This is a genomic window from Fructilactobacillus sp. X2R5C2, from assembly GCF_059901375.1.
This window is the reverse complement of sequence record NZ_JBWXUX010000002.1, coordinates 297,620-317,247: the sequence shown is the minus strand read 5'-3', so window position 1 is coordinate 317,247 and position 19,628 is coordinate 297,620. Positions and strand designations below refer to the sequence as shown.

19 protein-coding genes and 1 other annotated feature (1 of these 20 cut by a window edge) are annotated in these 19,628 nt (G+C 35.8%); of the genes, 15 read left to right on the top strand and 4 right to left on the bottom strand.

Annotated features, from left to right (window positions below; translation table 11 throughout):
• Positions 1–17 precede the first annotated feature (17 nt).
• The 3 genes from AC6UD2_RS04180 to AC6UD2_RS04170 all read right to left on the bottom strand — a co-directional run bounded on the left by AC6UD2_RS04180 (position 18) and on the right by AC6UD2_RS04170 (position 1,762).
• Positions 18–902 carry a peptidylprolyl isomerase gene (locus tag AC6UD2_RS04180; RefSeq protein WP_010021610.1) on the bottom strand — a complete coding sequence of 295 codons (885 nt, stop codon included), beginning with the start codon at positions 900–902 and terminating at the stop codon, positions 18–20.
• Between the two features lie 119 nt (positions 903–1,021).
• Positions 1,022–1,318, bottom strand: a complete 297-nt coding sequence (locus AC6UD2_RS04175; RefSeq protein ID WP_500698113.1) for a hypothetical protein — start codon at positions 1,316–1,318, stop codon at positions 1,022–1,024.
• Positions 1,319–1,321: 3 nt separating this feature from the next.
• A complete protein-coding gene (locus AC6UD2_RS04170) occupies positions 1,322–1,762 on the bottom strand; it encodes an HIT family protein (RefSeq protein ID WP_039143884.1) in 441 nt (146 codons plus the stop codon).
• Between the two features lie 120 nt (positions 1,763–1,882).
• Here AC6UD2_RS04170 and AC6UD2_RS04165 point away from each other — a divergent pair, with 120 nt between their 5' ends.
• Genes AC6UD2_RS04165 through trmB form a run of 3 tightly spaced genes read left to right on the top strand, consistent with a single transcriptional unit; the run spans position 1,883 to position 4,478 of the window.
• Positions 1,883–2,620: an ABC transporter ATP-binding protein gene (locus AC6UD2_RS04165; protein WP_500698112.1), complete on the top strand. Its 738-nt coding sequence runs from the start codon at positions 1,883–1,885 to the stop codon at positions 2,618–2,620.
• Entirely contained in the window at positions 2,613–3,827 is a 1,215-nt protein-coding gene (locus AC6UD2_RS04160; protein WP_500698111.1) for an ABC transporter permease, read from the top strand. Before AC6UD2_RS04165 ends, AC6UD2_RS04160 begins: the two co-directional genes overlap by 8 nt.
• Before the next feature lie 9 nt (positions 3,828–3,836).
• Positions 3,837–4,478 (top strand): tRNA (guanosine(46)-N7)-methyltransferase TrmB, encoded by a 642-nt coding sequence (trmB, locus tag AC6UD2_RS04155; protein ID WP_039143890.1) that lies wholly within the window; start codon positions 3,837–3,839, stop codon positions 4,476–4,478.
• Here trmB and AC6UD2_RS04150 read toward each other — a convergent pair.
• Positions 4,475–4,843: a hypothetical protein gene (locus AC6UD2_RS04150; RefSeq protein ID WP_147299363.1), complete on the bottom strand. Its 369-nt coding sequence runs from the start codon at positions 4,841–4,843 to the stop codon at positions 4,475–4,477. The two genes, trmB and AC6UD2_RS04150, sit on opposite strands and share 4 nt — an antisense overlap.
• Before the next feature lie 45 nt (positions 4,844–4,888).
• Here AC6UD2_RS04150 and AC6UD2_RS04145 point away from each other — a divergent pair, with 45 nt between their 5' ends.
• From AC6UD2_RS04145 to thrS, 12 genes are all read left to right on the top strand, one after another.
• A complete protein-coding gene (locus tag AC6UD2_RS04145) occupies positions 4,889–5,212 on the top strand; it encodes a thioredoxin family protein (RefSeq protein ID WP_010021602.1) in 324 nt (107 codons plus the stop codon).
• A gap of 18 nt (positions 5,213–5,230) precedes the next feature.
• Positions 5,231–5,869 carry a YtpR family tRNA-binding protein gene (ytpR, locus tag AC6UD2_RS04140; RefSeq protein ID WP_500698110.1) on the top strand — a complete coding sequence of 213 codons (639 nt, stop codon included), beginning with the start codon at positions 5,231–5,233 and terminating at the stop codon, positions 5,867–5,869.
• 44 nt (positions 5,870–5,913) lie between these two features.
• Positions 5,914–8,241, top strand: a complete 2,328-nt coding sequence (locus tag AC6UD2_RS04135; RefSeq protein ID WP_500698109.1) for a DNA translocase FtsK — start codon at positions 5,914–5,916, stop codon at positions 8,239–8,241.
• 78 nt (positions 8,242–8,319) lie between these two features.
• Positions 8,320–9,651: a UDP-N-acetylmuramate--L-alanine ligase gene (murC, locus tag AC6UD2_RS04130; RefSeq protein WP_029327102.1), complete on the top strand. Its 1,332-nt coding sequence runs from the start codon at positions 8,320–8,322 to the stop codon at positions 9,649–9,651.
• A 13-nt stretch (positions 9,652–9,664) separates the two neighbouring features.
• Positions 9,665–10,366 (top strand): Bax inhibitor-1/YccA family protein, encoded by a 702-nt coding sequence (locus AC6UD2_RS04125; protein ID WP_010021598.1) that lies wholly within the window; start codon positions 9,665–9,667, stop codon positions 10,364–10,366.
• 95 nt (positions 10,367–10,461) lie between these two features.
• Positions 10,462–13,125 (top strand): DNA polymerase I, encoded by a 2,664-nt coding sequence (gene polA, locus AC6UD2_RS04120; RefSeq protein WP_500698108.1) that lies wholly within the window; start codon positions 10,462–10,464, stop codon positions 13,123–13,125.
• A gap of 12 nt (positions 13,126–13,137) precedes the next feature.
• Positions 13,138–13,980: a DNA-formamidopyrimidine glycosylase gene (mutM, locus tag AC6UD2_RS04115; RefSeq protein ID WP_039143902.1), complete on the top strand. Its 843-nt coding sequence runs from the start codon at positions 13,138–13,140 to the stop codon at positions 13,978–13,980.
• Positions 13,973–14,563: a dephospho-CoA kinase gene (gene coaE, locus AC6UD2_RS04110; RefSeq protein ID WP_500698107.1), complete on the top strand. Its 591-nt coding sequence runs from the start codon at positions 13,973–13,975 to the stop codon at positions 14,561–14,563. The genes mutM and coaE overlap by 8 nt, the downstream gene beginning before the upstream one ends.
• A 17-nt stretch (positions 14,564–14,580) precedes the next feature.
• Positions 14,581–15,072, top strand: coding sequence for a transcriptional regulator NrdR (nrdR, locus tag AC6UD2_RS04105; protein WP_010021591.1), 492 nt, complete (start codon positions 14,581–14,583; stop codon positions 15,070–15,072).
• Positions 15,069–16,412 carry a DnaD domain protein gene (locus AC6UD2_RS04100; RefSeq protein ID WP_500698106.1) on the top strand — a complete coding sequence of 448 codons (1,344 nt, stop codon included), beginning with the start codon at positions 15,069–15,071 and terminating at the stop codon, positions 16,410–16,412. The genes nrdR and AC6UD2_RS04100 overlap by 4 nt, the downstream gene beginning before the upstream one ends.
• 2 nt (positions 16,413–16,414) lie before the next feature.
• Positions 16,415–17,341 (top strand): primosomal protein DnaI, encoded by a 927-nt coding sequence (gene dnaI / locus AC6UD2_RS04095; RefSeq protein ID WP_500698105.1) that lies wholly within the window; start codon positions 16,415–16,417, stop codon positions 17,339–17,341.
• A gap of 260 nt (positions 17,342–17,601) precedes the next feature.
• On the top strand, positions 17,602–19,581 hold the full coding sequence (gene thrS, locus AC6UD2_RS04090; protein ID WP_040472242.1) for a threonine--tRNA ligase: 1,980 nt from the start codon (positions 17,602–17,604) through the stop codon (positions 19,579–19,581).
• Between the two features lie 17 nt (positions 19,582–19,598).
• Positions 19,599–19,628 (top strand) — a sequence feature (ribosomal protein L20 leader region); it runs 95 nt beyond the window's last position.

Genomic DNA, 19,628 nt, shown 5'->3' with positions numbered 1-19,628 from the left:
TTTCTATTTAAATTATCTTATTTCATTGCCTTAGGGGTTGAAGTGTAATCAGCCAAGATATTTTGTAAGTCTTTATCTTGGATCTTTACATCACCATCTTTAAGGACTTTAGATACAACCGCGTGTAGAACAGTATTATCACTCATACGTTCAGTAGCAAGTTGATCCTTTAATTCAGCCTTGTGATCCTCGTATTTACCCTTAGAAGGATGATTTACCATTTGAATTACTTGGTAACCAGCTTTAGTCTTTACGGGTTCCTTAGTGTACTCGCCATTCTTAAGCTTGAAGGCCGCATTCTTGAAGTTATTATCAAGACTGGTATCAGTGTTATCGAATGGAGCCATTTTGCCACCGTCTTTCTTGTTGGCATCAGTTGAGTATTTCTTAGCTAAATCAGAGAACTTTTGACCATTTTCTAAGCCAGAAATTACTTTCTCAGCATCACCCTGATTCTTAGTGGTGATTTCATTAACCGTTACCTTAGGTTGATATTTCTTGAATTGGTTTTGAAGATCCTTATCGGAGAAACTAGTGTTAGCAATCACAGCTTGTTTCAATAATAGGTTATCCTTGATTTGTTCCTTCAGGCTCTTTTCGGTTAATCCTTGTTGACTTAGAAGGGTCTTAAATTGGGAACCATACTGTGACTTGTATTGATTAAATTGGTCATCAACCTGTGATGATTTAACTTTGTCACCATATTCTTTATTAAGAACTTTGTTCAAAATCATAGTTTGAAGAACGGTTTTACCCTGTGGGGTTTTCTTCATACTATTGTAATATTGACTTTCGGTGATTTTACCACCACTTGTAGTAGCCACTGTCTTACTACTACCACAGGCAACTAGTGAAACACTCAAAAGTAATGCTGCAGCTCCAACGAGCCATTTCTTCTTCATATATTAGCACATCCATTTCTTCAAAATATTGGGCACACAAGGACTTTATGTACACCATTCATTCTTAATATAACATACATTAGTGACAAGTTAAGATTGATCAAATAATTTAATTGAAACTAAAAATTATTTAACTGATCAGAGAGGTGGTTAACCCGCGGCTTTAATTGAAACTTAGCTTGTTCTAGGTCCCTATCTAAGCTTTTCATTACAGGCTGAGCATTTTCTAATGCATGATTAAATCGATTCAAATTTTTTTGAACCGCTGAAGCGGAATTGAAGATGTTTTTCCAGTCATCCAAAGTAACGTTATCTTTGGGATTAGAGTCACCCTTTTTTTTAAGCATTAATAAGCCAGTGATGGTAATCCCGGTTAAAACTCCTGCAGCAACCAACGTAACGGTGGTTTTTTTCATAAATTATTCCTCCAATTGTTTAGTAATTGAGTCAGCAATTTTTTGGTATTTATTTTTGTCATATTGTTTTGAATTATCAGAAAAGTTAATGGAAAAGGTATCGTTCTTTGTGTAACGCGGAATTAAATGGAAATGAGCATGGGGAACCGATTGATAAGCAATTTTTCCGTTGTCATTAACAATGTTCATTCCCTTAATATTAGGATTGGAATCTTTGATTGCACGTGCAATCTCAGGGACTTTGGAAAATACTTTGCCAGCTGTTTCAGCATCGAAATGAAAAATATCTTGAATATGTTTTTTAGGAATAACTAAAGTATGTCCAGGAGTGGTTTGTGAGATGTCTAAAAATGCTAAAATTTCATCATCTTCATAAACTTTATAACTTGGAATCTCACCCTTAACAATTTTACAAAAAACACAGTTTGGATCGTAATCAGTCATATAAATTTCTCCCTTCAATTTAATCCAATTATACACTAACATCACCTGTATAATAAGTGCCACCAAGCAATATGGTATACTAATTATAATAATGATAAGAATAAGAAATGAAGGTTAATTATGAGCTTGCAAGTAGAAGACTTAACTGGTGGGTATTCTAGCGTGCCGGTTTTAAAAAATGAGACGTTCGATGTTAAGGATGGGGAACTAGTTTCTCTTATTGGATTAAATGGAGCTGGAAAATCAACTACAATTAATCATATTATTGGATTAATGAAACCATTTTCAGGGACCATTAAAGTTAATGGATTGCAAATTAGTAAGGATACTGAAAAGTATAAACAACAGATTGCTTACATTCCTGAGATGCCGGTTTTATACCAAGATTTAACTCTAAAAGAACACATTGATACAACCATTATGGCTTATAACTTAGATCAAAAGGAAGCATGGGATCAGGCCAATGAGTTACTTAAAATGTTTCGACTTGATAAACGACTTGATTGGTTCCCAGCTAACTTTTCTAAAGGAATGAGACAAAAGGTAATGATCGTATGCGCTTTTATCACGAATGCGTCATTATATGTAATTGATGAGCCGTTTCTAGGGCTTGATCCACTTGCTGTTGATGATCTTTTGCGCTTGATTGAAAAAAAGAAAAAAGCTGGTGCAAGTATTTTGATGTCAACTCATGTTCTTGATACTGCTGAAAAATACTGTGATCGCTTTGTGTTGATCAGTAAGGGTGAGATTCAGACTGAGGGAACAATGGATCAGATTAGGGAAAAATATCCTGATGCTGGGAAGTCACTTTCAGATATTTATCTATCTTTAGCAAGGGATGGTAAAAATGAATAAGATTTTTCAAAAACGCTTAAGCAATCATTTGATTGAAATGACCAAATATCTTAAGTATGTATTTAACGATTTCTTTGTGATTGCTCTCATGTTTTTTGTTGGTGGACTTGGTTATGCTTACTCTGGATTCTTAAAGCAATTATCTGGCAATTTATGGTGGGAACGTCCCGTTGCTATCGTTGTTTTATTGATTGGATTGCAACTTGGTGGATTAGCAACTCTGGTCAAGTCCGCAGATAAAGTCTTTATGGCTCCCAAAGAATACCAGTTTCATAGCTATTTTAGTGGAGCTTTTATTTATAGCCTCGTAATGGGGATGATAATTGACTTAATCACCTGGTTTGTTTTGATGCCATTTTTAAGTGTTTCAATCGGATGGGGAATTTCTCAGTTAATTGGACTTTTATTGATCATCTTATTACTAAAAACTGGATGGATGGCATATCAAGTCGTTAAGTTGTATTTTCAATTGAATCATCATGTGGTAATGGCTTTTGTCACCGAATGGGTTCTTCCCTTGATTATTTTGGTTTTGGCACTGTATTTTAATGTCTGGGCAGCAGCTCTTTTAGCGTTGCTCATTACTGCATCCTTATTATATGCAGCTAGCTTGACTAAAAATGAACTTTTAAATTGGAACTATACCATTGATCATGAAGACGCCCGAATGAATCGAATTTATCATTTTTATAGTCTCTTCACTGAAGTCCCTGAATTATCCGGGCGAATTCATCGCAGAAAATATTTGGATCCAGTATTTAAGCTATTAAAAAGGGATCAAGGACATTTATATTCCAACTTATATTTGCGGTCATTATTACGAGATAGTGGGCCAGGATCTCTTTATTTTCGGTTGGTAATTATTGCTTTAATTTTGGTATTGATTATCCCAAATCAAATTATTGGAGCGTTAATGACCGTTATCTTCGTATACTTGGTTGGTTTCCAATTGATTCCATTCTACGAGCACTTTGATAGTAATGTATTTACTCATATTTACCCAGTTAATCAAAAGCGACAGCTCCAAAATTTTCGGGCAATTGTGCAACTTTTACTGTTGTTTGAATGTTTTGTCCTATTAATTGCGATGTTAATGGCCCGAATTACCATTCCAATTATTTTGATTACAATGGTTGTTTGGTTGATTGAGGGATATGTTTTGACGGTTCCATACTTAAACAAGAAAGCAAAACAAATTAGAAATTGAGGTTAAATAATGAGAGTTAGAAATAAACCATGGGCAAATCAATTTATTTTGGACCATCCTGAATCAATTGTGGATGATCCGGAGAAATACATTGGTAAATGGGAAAGTCGATTTCCTAATGATGCGCCAATTTACGTTGAAATTGGCTGTGGCAAGGGTAAGTTTATTACCGAAATGGCAGAAAAAAATCCCAACATTAATTTCATTGGGATTGAAATTCAAAAGTCAGTAATTGCCATGACTTTAAAGAAGGTTGTAAATGACCACTTAAGTAATGTACAGCTGATTCACACTGATGGTGGCTTAGTTAATACCTTTTTTAAAAAGGGTGAGATTGCAAAAATTTTCTTAAACTTTTCTGATCCATGGCCTAAAAAACGGCATACCAAACGTCGATTAACCTCGCCACATTTTCTGCAAAGTTATCAAGATGTTCTACCAGATCGGGCTGAATTAGAATTTAAAACAGATAATCGAGGATTGTTTGAATATTCTTTGGTTAGTTTAAATAATTTTGGGATGAAGTTTGAAACGGTAAACCTTAACTTGCACGATAGTGATGCAGTGAAAGATAACGTCGAAACTGAATATGAAGAAAAATTTAAAGAAAAAGGCCCAATCTATAAGATTGTGGCCCAATTCGTTGACTAATTAATTGATTCAGTATTCAAAAGTTTGATGTTATTGATCTCATCGTTAGCTAGATCGAATGTAAATCCATAGGATTTGATATTATTATTATCATCATCTAGTAGGTTGATACCACCGATAAACTGACCATCCTCATTTTGATTGAAATCAATCCAATACCCATAAAGTTCACTGTTATCAAATTTCTTAGTAAGAGTATCGGATAAATGACGTCTAACCTTATCTTGATCACGTTCTTGTTTGTGTCGAATCAGTGAGTACAATGTTGCCCCAGCAATAGCTGTCCCGGTAATGAAAGCTAATTTATGTTTTACGATCATAAAAGCATCCCTTCGATTTGATTTGTTTAATTTATTATATAACATTTTTAATCTTAGTGGGTTATAATATTAATGTTTAGGAGGGATACTATGGAACAATTACCAGTAATGAATCTTGAAGAATTAAAGCAAAAAATCAAGAACGGAAAATACATTTTGTTTTTCTCGGCCACATGGTGTCCGGATTGCACATTTATCAAGCCTGCTATGCCAGAAATTGTAAAAGATTTTCCAAACTACAAATTTATTGCCGTTGATCGTGATGACAATCTTGACTTAGCTAAAGAAATGAACATTTTTGGTATTCCAAGTTTTGTTGCGTTTGATAATGGTGTTGAAACAGGAAGATTAGTTAATAAGGATCGTAAGACTAAAGCACAAGTTGAAGACTTTATTAAATCTCTTCCACAATAAACTCGGGAGTGATTAAATTTGATGATTGCAAGTTATAATCCAACTCAGATGGGTGACGTTTTAATTATCGTTCTGGGCGAAGGATCAGATCCACAGAGTGTGTCTGAATCAGACAATGTTGTTCAAATTAAGGATAATGCTGGAGAAGTAGTTGGTTATAATATTTTTGATGCCAGCGAAGTCCTTGATGATTTGAAATCTAAAGACGGTCAGGTTGAGCTTTCAACTGCGGACGTAAAAAAATTAAATAACAAATTAAATCAAGCGGGATTTAAAGAAAAATTACCGCTTAAAAGTGATCCTAAATTTATCGTTGGGTATGTTGAAAAAATGGAGGATCACCCCAAATCTGATCATTTGCATGTAACCCAGACAAGAGTGCAAAATGATAAAGTACTTCAATTAGTGAGTGGATCACCTAACATGCAGCAAGGAATTAAAGTTGTAGTAGCTGAAGTTGGTGCCATGATGCCAAATGGACAAATTATTTGGCCTGGTGAACTTCGGGGAGTAAAAAGCGATGGGATGATTTGTTCTGGAAGAGAACTAAGAATTCCTAATGCTCCGGATCGACCTGGAGCACTTATCTTGCCAGATTCTTACCAAGTTGGGGAACCATTTGATTTTGAGAAGGCAAAAAATCTTTTTAACGAATAGTTTCTATTCGTTTTTTTATACATAATTCTTTAAGGGTGAGTAAATTGGAACATTATGATGGACCAGCATTTTATCGTAAGTATTTTAATGGGAAAGTTCCCTTTAAAAATAGCGATAGAAAAATTAATGATTTGCAAAAGTCAACCAAGCAACCGAATAAAAAAGTCATTCATAATGATGATTCTGATGTTAAACAGAATCATTTTAGTTCTCGTTATCAACCCAAGTATCGGAGTAATTTCCAACTACGATTCAAGGATGATAAAAAGCACTATGTTGAATCACGGAATTCTTTAGTTGAAAGAACTAAGGAGTTTACTCCACGTTCACGTGCTCAAAATGATAATTTTTACTCAATTAATCACTCCATTAGTAAACCATATGAGGATGCTGCAGTTGAATTGGAAAAGAGCGATGATGATTTTGTTCTTTATTTGGATCCTAAAGATCCGGGTGCAATCCCGAATGATGACCTAAATGTTTGGGATAACGACACACAGCCAATCATGAAGGATAATGTAAATAATAATGAAAACATTGTGGATAACTCAGAGGCTGTGGATAACTCAGAAAATGATAAAGAAAGTCCTGATGGTGACAGGGAACTTGGCCATTCACTTGCTGATATTTTTAAAGAGGAAAGTGGATTGGCAGCTAACTTGGCATTATTTAGTGATGGCAAGGATGAAGGTTCTAAGTTAAAGTCAAATGAATCGGCATCCAAGTCTCATCACGATAATGTAAATGATGAATCGAGAAAAGAAATTAATCAGCCAAATAATGTCCAACTTCAAAATGATGATACTGATCAACCAAATGAGGTTCGACTTCAACATGATGATCTTGATCATCATGTTGAAGAGAAAACAAAACCAGTTGAGGAACATGGTAATTCAGTTATCGAAAACCCAAACGATCAAAATGACCATTTAGTGGAGCCTAATCAGGGAAGGGCAGAATATCAATTTCCTAAAAAGGATCTGTTAAATCCACCAGTTTCTTCTTCTGATGATGGGTTAAGTGAATGGATTGAAAAACAAGTCCAAACGCTAGATGATACTTTAAAGGCGTTTGGGGTTCATGGTCATGTGGTTGATTGGACGGATGGTCCAACGGTAACTCAGTTCCAAGTAAAGTTAGAGTTGGGAGTTAAAGTCAGTAAGATCACCAATCTTACTGATGATTTAAAGATGGCGTTAGCTGCAAAAGACATTCGAATTGAAGCACCAATTCCTGGAAAGTCAACGGTTGGAATTGAAATTCCAAACCCCAAGCCAAGACCAGTAATGTTGTCTGAAATTTTGAATTCAAGTTCTTTCTCTGATAGTCAATCACTTTTAGAAGTTGCACTTGGAATGAGTATTGGTGGAGTATCCAAGACTGCTGACATTCAGAAAATGCCACATGCTTTGATTGCTGGAGCAACTGGTTCTGGAAAAAGTGTGTTTATAAACAGTTTGTTGGTTTCCTTATTGTATCGAAACTCTCCACGTGATTTAAGAATGATTTTGATTGATCCTAAAGCGGTGGAATTAGCACCTTATAATGGAATTCCACATCTTTTGACACCAGTTGTTTCTGATCCAAAAGAAGCCTCGGCAGCCCTTAAATGGGTTACTGAAGAAATGGATAATCGTTACGAACGATTGGCGGCTGCCGGGGTAAGAAATCTTACGCAATATAACCAACAGGCCCACAAGAGTGGACGCGATGCTGATAAGATGCCTCAAATTCTGGTTGTAATTGATGAGCTGGCTGATTTAATGATGGTTGCATCAAATGAAGTTCAGGATTATATTGTAAGAATTACACAGAAAGCCCGAGCTGCTGGGATCCATTTGATTGTTGCTACTCAACGACCAAGTGTGGACATTGTTACTGGAACGATTAAAAATAACATTCCTACTAGAATTGCATTTATGGTATCTAGTCAGGTTGATTCAAGAACCATTATTGATCAAAGTGGGGCAGAACGACTACTTGGTAAGGGTGATATGCTTTATCTTGGTAGTGGGGCCAGTCAGCCAGTCCGACTTCAAAGTGCATTTGTGACGAATCAAGAAGTTGAGAGAGTATGTGCACAAGTACGGAGTCAGGAAACACCAAAATATGAATTTCAACCTAAATCATTACTAAAAAGTGCCGAACAAGCTCAACAACACGATGATTTATGGAAATCAGTCTTAAAGTACATTGCCAAAGAAGATGGAATTTCTACTTCTAAGTTGCAACGAGTCTTTTCAATCGGATATAATCGAGCAGCTAGTATTATTGATGATCTGGAACAAAATAACTTCATTTCAGGTGAGCATGGTTCGAAGCCGCGGGATGTTTATTTAAATGAGAAAGAACTTGCTAAATTGAATATCTAAATTCTTAGATTTTCGTTACTTTAATTGGTATGATTAAATCAGACAATAAAAAGGGGAATTCCAACTAAAATGACTAATATTAATAAAAATACCACTTATTTTTTTGTGGGAATTAAAGGTACCGGAATGAGTGCAATGGCACTGATTCTGCATGATCGTGGCTGCAAAGTCATGGGATCTGACATTGAGAAATATACATTTACCCAGCAGGGACTAGAAAATGCTGGAATTAAGATTGAACCATTTAATCCTGATAATATCAAAAAGGGAATGACCATTATTAAGGGTAATTCTTTCCCTGATACTCATCCTGAGATTGAGAGAGCCGAAGAATTAGGATTAAAAATTTATAGTTATCCAGATTTTCTTGAAGAATTAATTGAAGGTTACACGAGTATTGGGGTTTGTGGAGCCCATGGTAAAACCAGTACAACTGGGTTACTATCTCACGTACTTGGTGGCATTGCTCCAACTGACTTTTTGATTGGTGATGGATCTGGTAAGGGAACTCCTGATGCTCGTTTCTTTGTTTATGAAGCTGATGAGTATCGCCGACATTTTCTAGCTACTTATCCAGATTATGCAATTATGACTAACATTGATTTTGATCATCCTGATTATTACACCGGGATTGAAGATGTGTTTGATGCATTTCAAACGTTTGCAAATCAAGTGAAGAAAGCTATTTTTGCTTGGGGCGATGATAAGAACTTAAGAAAGCTAAAGGCGTCGGTTCCCATTTATTACTATGGAACTAGTGATGATGATGATTTTCAGGCTGTTGACATCAAGAGAACAACTGCCGGATCAACTTTTAACGTTAAGTATAATGGAAAAGATCTCGGAGAATTTAGTATTCCATTGTATGGTGAACATAACGTCTTGAATTCATTAGCCGTAATCGCAGTTGCTTACTTTGAAGACGTTAACTTAGATGAAATTAGACGAGAACTTCAGACCTTTAAGGGAGTTAAGCGTCGTTTCTCTCAGATTAAAGTTGGCGATATGACGATCATTGATGATTATGCTCACCATCCATCTGAGATTAAAGCTACTTTGGATGCTGCAAGACAGGAATATCCAAATAAGGAAATTATTGCTGTTTTTCAACCCCATACTTTTAGTCGTACCATTGCATACCTTGATGATTTTGCTAAAACTTTGAGTAAAGCTGATAAAGTTTACGTTACTAAAATTTATAGTTCGCCTAGAGAAAAGTCTGGACACGTTAAAAGTGAGGACTTAGTCAATAAGATTACCAAAGATGGTGGCCTGATTGAGGAAGAAAATATGTCTCCTCTGTTGCAATATCACGATGCCGTGGTAATATTTATGGGTGCTGGAGATATTCAAAAATATGAGAGGGCGTATGAAGAATTATTAAGTCACTTGAGCAAGAAGGTTAATTAAAGGAGAATAAAAAATGAATAATTTTGATGGAGAAAGTGGTCGTCGAATGGTTGGAGACAACGCAGGACTCAACGCGTTTTTTACCAAAGTATACGGGATTATGGGAATTGCAGTGTTGATTTCTGCTATTTCTGCATATTTAAGTAGTGTTTTTATGCCAAACATTAGTAGTGGAGCTTCTGGCTTAGTCATATTAGTAGTTTGGTTTATTATTTCATTTGTGATTTCAGGATTTGCTCAAAGCAATCCGACGTTAAGTTTTATTGGTTTATTAGTCTTCTCGGTTCTAACTGGTTTTTCGCTTAGTTACATTTTCATTGCCTTCAACCTAGGAACCATTGGTGCAGCATTAGTATCCAGCGCAAGTATCTTCTTAGTGATGAGTGCAATTGGATTTACCACCCATAAGGATTTAACTAAGTTGAGTACTCAATTATTTGCCGCTTTGATTGCTTTAATCATTGCGATGGTAATTAATTTGTTCTTGAGAAATCCTTGGATTGAATTATTTATTTCAGCAATTGGAATCATTATCTTTACTGCTTTGAGTGCTACTGATACTCAAAACTTAAAGAAAATGTACAATCAATATGCTGGTGAAATTAATGTCAATGGGCTAGCAATTTCAGGAGCACTTCAGTTATATCTTGATTTTCTTAACTTATTTACTTTCCTTCTCGAAATCTTTGGCATTTTTGGAAATAATCGAGATTAACATAAAAAACATGACCGAACGGGTCATGTTTTTTTTCGCAGTTGAATTGATTATAAGTGTTAAAATAATAGTAATTAATTCTAAAGGAGAATTTTATGGCAGACAAGAAATTATTATTAATTGACGGGAACTCTTTAACGTATAAAGCATTCTTTGCGTTATTTACTTCATTGGAGCGTTTTACCAACGAAGATGGCTTGCATACCACTGCCATTTATGGCTTTAACCGAATGCTAGACGATATTTTAAAGGATGTTCAACCTACGTCAGCCCTTGCTGCTTTTGATGCAGGAAAGACAACCTTTAGAACCAAAATGTATGAAGATTATAAGGCTGGACGCGCCAAAATGCCCGATGAATTGCGAGAACAGTTTCCATTTGTTATGGACTTACTGCATGATCGTGGTATTAAAACCTATGAACTAAAAAATTATGAAGCTGACGATATTATTGGAACCCTTGCTGAAGAAGCCTCGAAAAGGGGTTATCATGTCACTATCATAACTGGTGATCGTGATCTTACTCAACTTTGTTCGGATAAAGTGACCGTTGCGATTTCCAAGAAGGGTGTTAGTGAAATTGAGAAGTATACTCCCGCATTTGTAAAAGAGACGATGGGAATTACCCCGGAACAAATTATTGATGTCAAGGGACTTCAAGGTGATAATTCGGATAACTATCCTGGAGTTGAAAAGGTTGGCCCTAAGACCGCTGTAAAATTAATTCAGCAATTTGGAAGTATTGAGAACCTTTATGAGCACATTGATAAGGTTTCTGGTAAAAAATTAAAAGAACATCTAATTAGGGACAAAGATCAGGCTTTGCTTTCGAAAAAATTAGCTACTATTGATCGTGATGCACCACTCACAATTTCATTGTCAGATTTGAAATATGATGGGGCTGATAATGACAAATTAGTTGATTTTTATAAAAAAATGAATATGAAATCATTTTTACGAGAAATGGAAGGTGCTAGTAATCAGGATGCTGAAAAGCTTCCAGACGTTAAATATACTGTATTAACTAAGGATAATTTGGATGAATTAGACCAGCTATCTGGAGAAATTGTGTTTAACATTGAAATGCTGGAGGAAAATTATCACGTGGCACCCTTTGCAGGTTTTGTTATTGGTAATCAGAACCACTGGTATGTAAGTCGTGATATTGATCTCTTAGATGATCCCAAAATAAAAAACATTTTAGAGAATAAAAACATTAAAAAGAATGTTTTTGACGCCAAAGCTCAGATTGTGGCTGCAAATCGGGAGAACATAAAGTTAAATAGTGTTGATTTTGATATGTTGCTTGCATCGTACCTGTTGAACACCTTGGATAACAGTAATGATCTCGCTAAGGTGGCTAATCGTCATAATTACTATGGGGTTAAGCCGGATAGTGAAGTTTATGGAACCGGGAAGAAAAAAGAAATTCCGGCTGATGATCATGTCTTTTTTACTCACATTGTTAGAAAAGCATTGGCAATTGATGAATTAAAGGATAAAATGATTGACGATCTGAAAAAGCACAATCAATTGGATCTTTATCGCAACATGGAAGTTCCTTTATCTTATGTCCTAAGCGAGATGGAAATTGAGGGAATTACCGTTGATGTTGATACTTTAGAAGCACTTAAAAGTAAGTTTACCGAGCATCTTTCTGAAATTGAACAGGCTATTTATCAAGAAGCCGGTGAAGAGTTTAACATCGGCTCGCCAAAACAATTGGGTGAGATTCTGTTTGATAAACTAAAACTACCAGTAGTTAAAAAAACTAAGACCGGGTATTCAACTTCAGTTGATGTCTTAGAAAAACTGGCTGGATTAAATCCAATTATCGATAATGTGTTAGCTTACAGACAGCTTTCAAAACTAATTTCAACCTATATTGATGGAATTAAGAAGGATATTTATTCCCGCGATCATAAGGTTCATACCCGTTATTTGCAAACGTTAACTCAGACTGGTCGATTATCATCGGTTGATCCAAACTTGCAAAACATCCCCGTTCGAACTGAGGAAGGCCGCAAAATTCGAGAAGCATTTGTTCCACGTCACAAGGATTGGGAGCTCTTTTCATCTGATTATTCTCAAGTTGAACTAAGAGTTTTAGCGGCCATTTCTGGGGATAAGAATATGCAGGAAGCGTTTAAAAATGGTGAAGATATTCATGCCGCTACTGCACGAAGGATTTTTGAACTACCAAGTAATGAGGATGTAACTTCAGAGCTTAGAAGACAGGCTAAAGCCGTAAACTTTGGAATTGTGTATGGAATTAGTGCTTATGGACTGGCTAAGAATACTGGGATTTCCAGAAAACGGGCTCAGGAATTCATTGATAAGTATTTTAGGGAATATCCAGGTGTTAAAAAGTATACCGAAGATAGTGTAAAGTTTGCTGAGGATCATGGTTACGCGGAGACCATCATGAAGCGTCGCCGTTATTTGCCAGACATTAACTCTAAACAATTTCAGAAGCGTTCATTTGCTGAAAGAACCGCAATGAATTCCCCAATTCAGGGAAGTGCTGCTGATATTGTTAAGGTTGCGATGATTAGGATGCAAAGGGAATTAAAAAAGCGTGGTTTAAAAGCTACGATGTTACTTCAAATTCATGATGAATTAATTTTTGAAGCACCAAAGGATGAAATTCCAGTGTTGGAAAAATTAGTTCCAGGTATTATGGATTCAGCAGTTGATTTAGATGTACCATTAAAGGTTGAAAGTCATTATGGTCCAAATTGGTATGATATTAAAAAATAATGGGGTGTAGGGATGCCTGAGTTACCTGAGGTTGAAACAATCAGAAGAGGTTTAACCAATCTTGTACAAGGTACAACAATTGTATCTGTGGATGCTTTGTATCCAAAAATGTTGAATATGCCAGCTAAGGAATTTGAAAACATGTTAGCTGGAAAAGAAATTCTACAGATTGATCGAAGAGGAAAGTATCTTTTAATTCGCTTAAGCGATGATTATACGTTAGTTTCTCATTTGCGAATGGAAGGGAAATATGACGTTGTTCCTGAGGGAACTGAGAACCAAAAACACACTTACGTTGTTTTTCATTTAAATGATGAACGTGAATTGCGGTATAACGATACAAGAAAATTCGGTAAAATGAATTTAGTTAAGGATTCTCAAGTTTATGACTTGTCGGGATTGAATAAAATTGGCCCTGAGCCGACTGAAGAAGATTTAACGTTTGACTATTTAAAAAAACAGTTGCATAAATCACATCGAAAAATCAAAGCTTTTTTGTTAGATCAATCTAATATTGCTGGGATTGGAAATATTTATGCTGATGAAACACTGTGGTTGTCAAAAATTCATCCCGAACAAGCTACTAATTATTTAAGTGATCAAGAGATTGAGACCCTAAGAGAAAATATTATTAAAGAAATTCAGTTGGCAATCAAAGGTCATGGGACCACGGTTTTTACCTATAAAAATGCTTTTGGTGAGGAAGGTAGCTTTCAAAATCATCTTCATGTTTATGGTAAGAAGGGGCAACCATGCGAACGATGTGGAACTCCCATCGAAAAAATCAAAGTTGCTCAGAGAGGAACCAGCTTTTGTCCATACTGTCAAAGAGTTCATGGTGATTTGAGTGAGTAAAGTAATTGGGTTAACGGGTGGAATTGCAACTGGAAAATCGGCAGCCAGTGATGATTTAATTGCACTGGGAATTCCTACGCTTGATTTAGATGCAGTTACACATGAATTAGAACAGAATAACCATGATTTAATTCAACAAATTTACGAATTGTTTGGCCCTGCATCAATTAGTAATGGCCAAGTTAACCGAAAGGTTTTGGGTAAAATGGTGTTTACAGATCATGATAAAATGAAGCAATTGGTTCAGATCGTTAATCCATTTGTCTTTCGGACTGTCAAAGAGGAACTAAATCAGTTACAAGATCGTCATTTAGTAATTTTAAATGCGCCAACTCTTTTTGAAAATGGTTTTCAAACCCTGACGGATGGTAATCTTATGGTTACGTGTGATCCTATGATTCAAATAAGACGGTTAATGAAAAGAAATAACGTTTCGATTAGTCAAGCAAGTAAAATGATTGGTTCGCAATGGTCACAGTCGATTAAGTCCCAATTATCGGATTGGTGTATTGATAATTCAGGAACTCCAGCTCAGTTGAAATCATTGGTTAAGGATTGGTACACATTAGTAAGTGATGTGTAGTTAATGAAGGTGAAAAAATGCAATGTCCACGATGCCATCATATTGGTTCAAAAGTTTTAGAAAGTCGTCGTGTTAAAGATGGCGAAAGTATTCGTCGGCGAAGAGAGTGCGAAGAATGCGGATTTCGCTTCACTACTTTTGAAATCATTGAATCCACGCCACTGTTAGTTGTAAAAAAGAATGGTGACCGGGAAGAATTCAATCGCTCTAAAATTTTAAGAGGAATCGTAAGATCTTCCGAAAAGCGACCAGTTTCTATGGAACAGATGAATCACATTGTTGATAAAGTTGAAAAAATTGCCTATGACGCTGATGATGGTAGTCATGAGGTTTCAAGCCAGACAATTGGTGAGGGTGTTATGAAGGGATTAAAAGAGGTTGACGAGATTGCCTATATTCGCTTTGCAAGTGTTTATCGACAGTTTAAAGATATGTCTGTCTTTTATAACAAACTCAAAGAATTGATGGATGATGAAGAAGAGAATAACGAGGATAAGAATAAAGAATGATCAACGGAATTAATCCTAAAAGTGACTTTGAAGTTTATCGAAAACGACCAATTAGTAACGTTGAACACTATTATATTGACTTGTTGTACATGCCAATCATTGGGAAAAATGCGTATGCTTTATACAAATTTTTATGGTTAGTTGATGATAGTCGGCACGTTAACTTTGAATTGATGTCTGATTTGGGAATTGATGCCAAGGAACTTCAGAATGCATTGATGAAGCTTGAAGGTGCTGGATTACTTAAAACATACCTGGATCATTCTGACGAAATGGGATTATACAAGTATGATCTTGTTACTCCCTTGGAGCCTGATTTGTTTTTTAATGATAGTTTGCTTAGTCTACTATTATTAGAAATGGTGGGCGAAGATCGTTATTTACAACTATCGGATCAGATGTTACCGAAACAATTTGACTTTAGTGATTTAGATGATCAAACTCATAATTTTTTACAGGTATTTTCCGTTAATAATAATCAGGTAAATAACCAACCCGATGTGATTAAAAAGGTCAAAAATAAGACCAGTCAAGTTGAAGATCAATCCAATGACAAACTCCAAAATGATCAATTTGATTTTAAGTTATTATTGAATATTTTAGATAACTCCTTTGTTGAAACCGAGAGTATTAAGAAGTATGAAACGTTATTAAGTAACACCAATCGTTTATACGGAATTAGTGAAATTGAGATGGCCCAATACGTTGAAAAAGCTAGTAATTTAGTTAATAATCGCTTTGATCCCAAAAAGTTTAAGATTTTAGTTTCAAGAAGAAGTCAAATGAACGTTAAGAATTCAAACGATGGATCTAACCAAACTTCTGAAGTGGTTAAGGGTAAATCAGATTTATCATCTCAAGAACAACAGTTGGCGCAAATTGCGGAGACTTCCGCTCCGGTTGATTTTCTTGATTCTTTAAAGAATGAGAAGGGTGGATTCACGACTTCTGCGGAAGAACGAATTTTATCGGAATTAGTTAATCGTAATACGTTAAGTAATGGTGCCATTAACATGCTTGTTTATCATATTTTAATTGATGAGGAGAAACCAACTATCAATAAAAATTTGATTGATACCATTGCTAATGATTGGTCACAAAGAAAAATTAATGGTGCTGCGGCAGCAATTAATGACATTAAGCATCATCAGGAAAATCAAGTTCAGAGTAAAGGTAATAGAAAAAGAAACTATAGAAAACATGGAAACGTCAGAGAAACTCTTCCTGATTGGGCAAAGCCAGGAAAAGCAAAGCAAAGTGATAAGCAACTTTCTGATGAACAACGAAAACGAATTTCGGAAAAATTAAAGTCATTGAATAAAAAGTCAGGAGATGAATAAACATGAAAAATGTTAGTGATGAAATGAATGAGTTGATGAAAAAGAAAAATCTCAATCAGAATTACCAACAATTAATGAATTCTGTTTATTCTAATCCTGACGTAAAACAATTTTTAAAAGAACACCAAAAAGAGCTTAGTGATGACGTAGTGAAACGGTCGGCTTCTAAATTGTATGAGTTTGTAAATGAAAAGAAGAAATTAAAAGATGGTAATGAAAACTTTGCTAAGGGTTATCAACCCACGTTAGTTTTAAGTGATCATCTAATTGATGTTTCTTATCGACCAACTCAAGCATTGATTAATAAGCAGAAGCAGGAACAATTTGCTTCTCGAATTAAATCCATTTCAATGCCAAAGGGAATCAAGGAAGCAAGTCTTAGTAATTATGATCAAACGGCTGATCGGGCTGAGGCACTTGAGAAATCCCTTGACTTTATTGAATCATATGAGGACAATCCCAAGCAATTTCAGCAGGCATTGTACTTGTATGGTCCATTTGGAGTTGGGAAGACCTATCTACTTGGAGCAATTGCTAACCGATTAGCATCAGATGGCTTTAGTACTGTTCTGATTCACTTTCCTAGCTTTGCAGTGGAAATTAAAAATGCAATTGGAAATAATCAAGTTGGTGGAAAACTTGATGAAATTAAAACCGCGCCGATTTTGATGATTGATGATATTGGGGCGGACTCGATGTCATCTTGGATTCGGGATGATATCCTTGGCGTAATTTTAGAATATCGAATGCAAAATGAACTTCCGACTTTTTTCAGTTCTAATTTTTCGATGGATCAATTGGAAGAAGAGCATCTAAAAATCAATTCGCAGGGTGATGACGAACCCTTGAAGGCCAAGCGTTTGATGGAACGGATAAAATTTTTATCAAGGCCAGTCGAATTAAACGGCAGAAACCGACGGAATAAATAAGGATTATTCTTGACATGAAACAAGTCGTTGTTTAGACTGATAGTTGTTAAGGATATGAGTAATTACAAGATTCACAGAGAGGATAGGTTTTCTGGAAACTATCTGTTTGGAGTAATTGACTTACCGCCTTTATTTAATGACATTAATAATAGGTTTTAAACGAGATGTCCAGTTTATGGACGAATTTGGGTGGAACCGCGCTAAATGGCGTCCCTAGTATTTATTTACTAGGGACTTTTTTTATGAAAGGAATGAATAGAATGGCTAAATTATCATTTGAATTTCCAGATGGCAACAAGAAGGAATTTGATTCTGGTGTAACTGCTGAAGACATTGCTAAGTCAATTTCAGTTAGTTTGGCTAAAAAAGCCGTGGCTGCTAAATTGGATGGTAAAATGATCGATCTAATGCAACCCTTAGACCAAGGTGGCAAGATTGATATTATTACCTCTGGTTCGGATGAAAGTCTTCAAATTTTACGACAAGGTGCTGCTCAGTTGCTAGAGACAGCGGTAAAAGAGAAGTATCATGATATCAGAATTGGTGAAATTTCTGCTGATAAGGATGGTTTCTTTGTTGACACTGATAAGGAAGATCGTCAGGTTAGTTCAGATGAACTTGAAGAATTAGCTTCTAAAATGAAAAAAATCATCAAAAACAATGCAACCGTTAACAGAGTTTACTTAAGTAAAGATGATGCATTAAAAGAAGTTGATGGCGATCCTTACCAAGCTAAATTAATTGCTAAAATTGATTCAGATAACATTCTTTTTTATAGCATTGATGGTGTCAAAACATTGGCACAGGGTGTTGTTGCTCCAAGTCTAAAAGATCTTAAGCACTTTAAGCTATTGTCAGTTGCTGGTGCTTACTGGGAAGGTAAGTCATCAAACCCAATGCTTCAACGAATTTATGGAACAGCTTTCTTTAAAGCAGATGCCTTGGATGAGGATTTAAAGCACCGTAAAGAAGCTAAGGAACGTGATCATCGTGTGATTGGGAATAACCTTGATCTGTTCTTTGTTGATCCTAAGGTTGGTGCAGGACTTCCTTATTGGATGCCAAAGGGTGCTACGATTCGTCGAACCATCGAACGTTATATTACTGACAAGGAAATTGCACATGGTTACCAACATGTTTACACTCCAGTCCTAGCTAATCTTGACTTGTACAAGCAGTCTGGTCACTGGGATCATTATCGAGATGACATGTTCCCACCAATGAAGATGGATGATGACGAAATGCTTGAGCTTCGTCCAATGAATTGTCCATCACATATTCAAATTTATAACCACCATATTCGTTCATATAAGGAACTACCATTACGAATTGCTGAATTAGGAATGATGCATCGATACGAAAAATCTGGTGCTCTTAGTGGTTTACAACGAGTTCGTGAAATGACTTTGAATGATGGTCACACTTTTGTTGCTCCAGATCAAATCCAAGAAGAATTTAAAAAGATCTTGAATTTGATGATGGAAGTTTACCATGACTTTGATATTAATAATTATACTTTCAGATTGAGTTATCGTGATCCTAAGAACACTAAAAAGTACTTTGATGATGATGCAATGTGGAATAAGGCACAAACAATGTTAAAGGGTGCTATGGACGATTTAGGCCTGGATTATGTTGAAGCGGAAGGTGAAGCGGCCTTTTATGGTCCAAAACTTGACGTTCAAACTAAGACGGCTCTTGGAAATGAAGAAACTTTATCTACCATTCAGTTAGACTTCATGTTGCCAGAACGATTTGATCTTCACTATGTTGGAGAAGATGGGAAGGAACATCGTCCTGTTATGATTCATAGAGGGATTGTTTCAACAATGGAAAGATTTACAGCTTATCTAATTGAGATGTATAAGGGGGCCTTTCCAACTTGGCTTGCACCTGATCAGATTCAGATCATCCCGGTCAGTGATGATAAGCACGGTGATTATGCACGTAAGTTAAACGAAAAATTCCGTGCCTTAAAATTGCGTTCCAACGTTGACGAACGTGGTGAAAAGATGGGCTATCTAATTAGAGATGCACAAACTAAGAAGATTCCATATACAATTGTTGTTGGTGATGATGAGATTAAGAACAATACGGTCTCAGTTCGTAAATATGGTGAAGATAATAGTAGAGATATGTCGATCGATGACTTTATCTCTGAAGTTCTTCATGATATTGCTACCTATTCTAGAAACGATGACGATGATTCTAAATCAAAGTCTGTTGACAAAGTTAAATAAAATTGGTACGATAATGTAGTCAAAAGCAGAAGCTTCCCGCTTCTCGC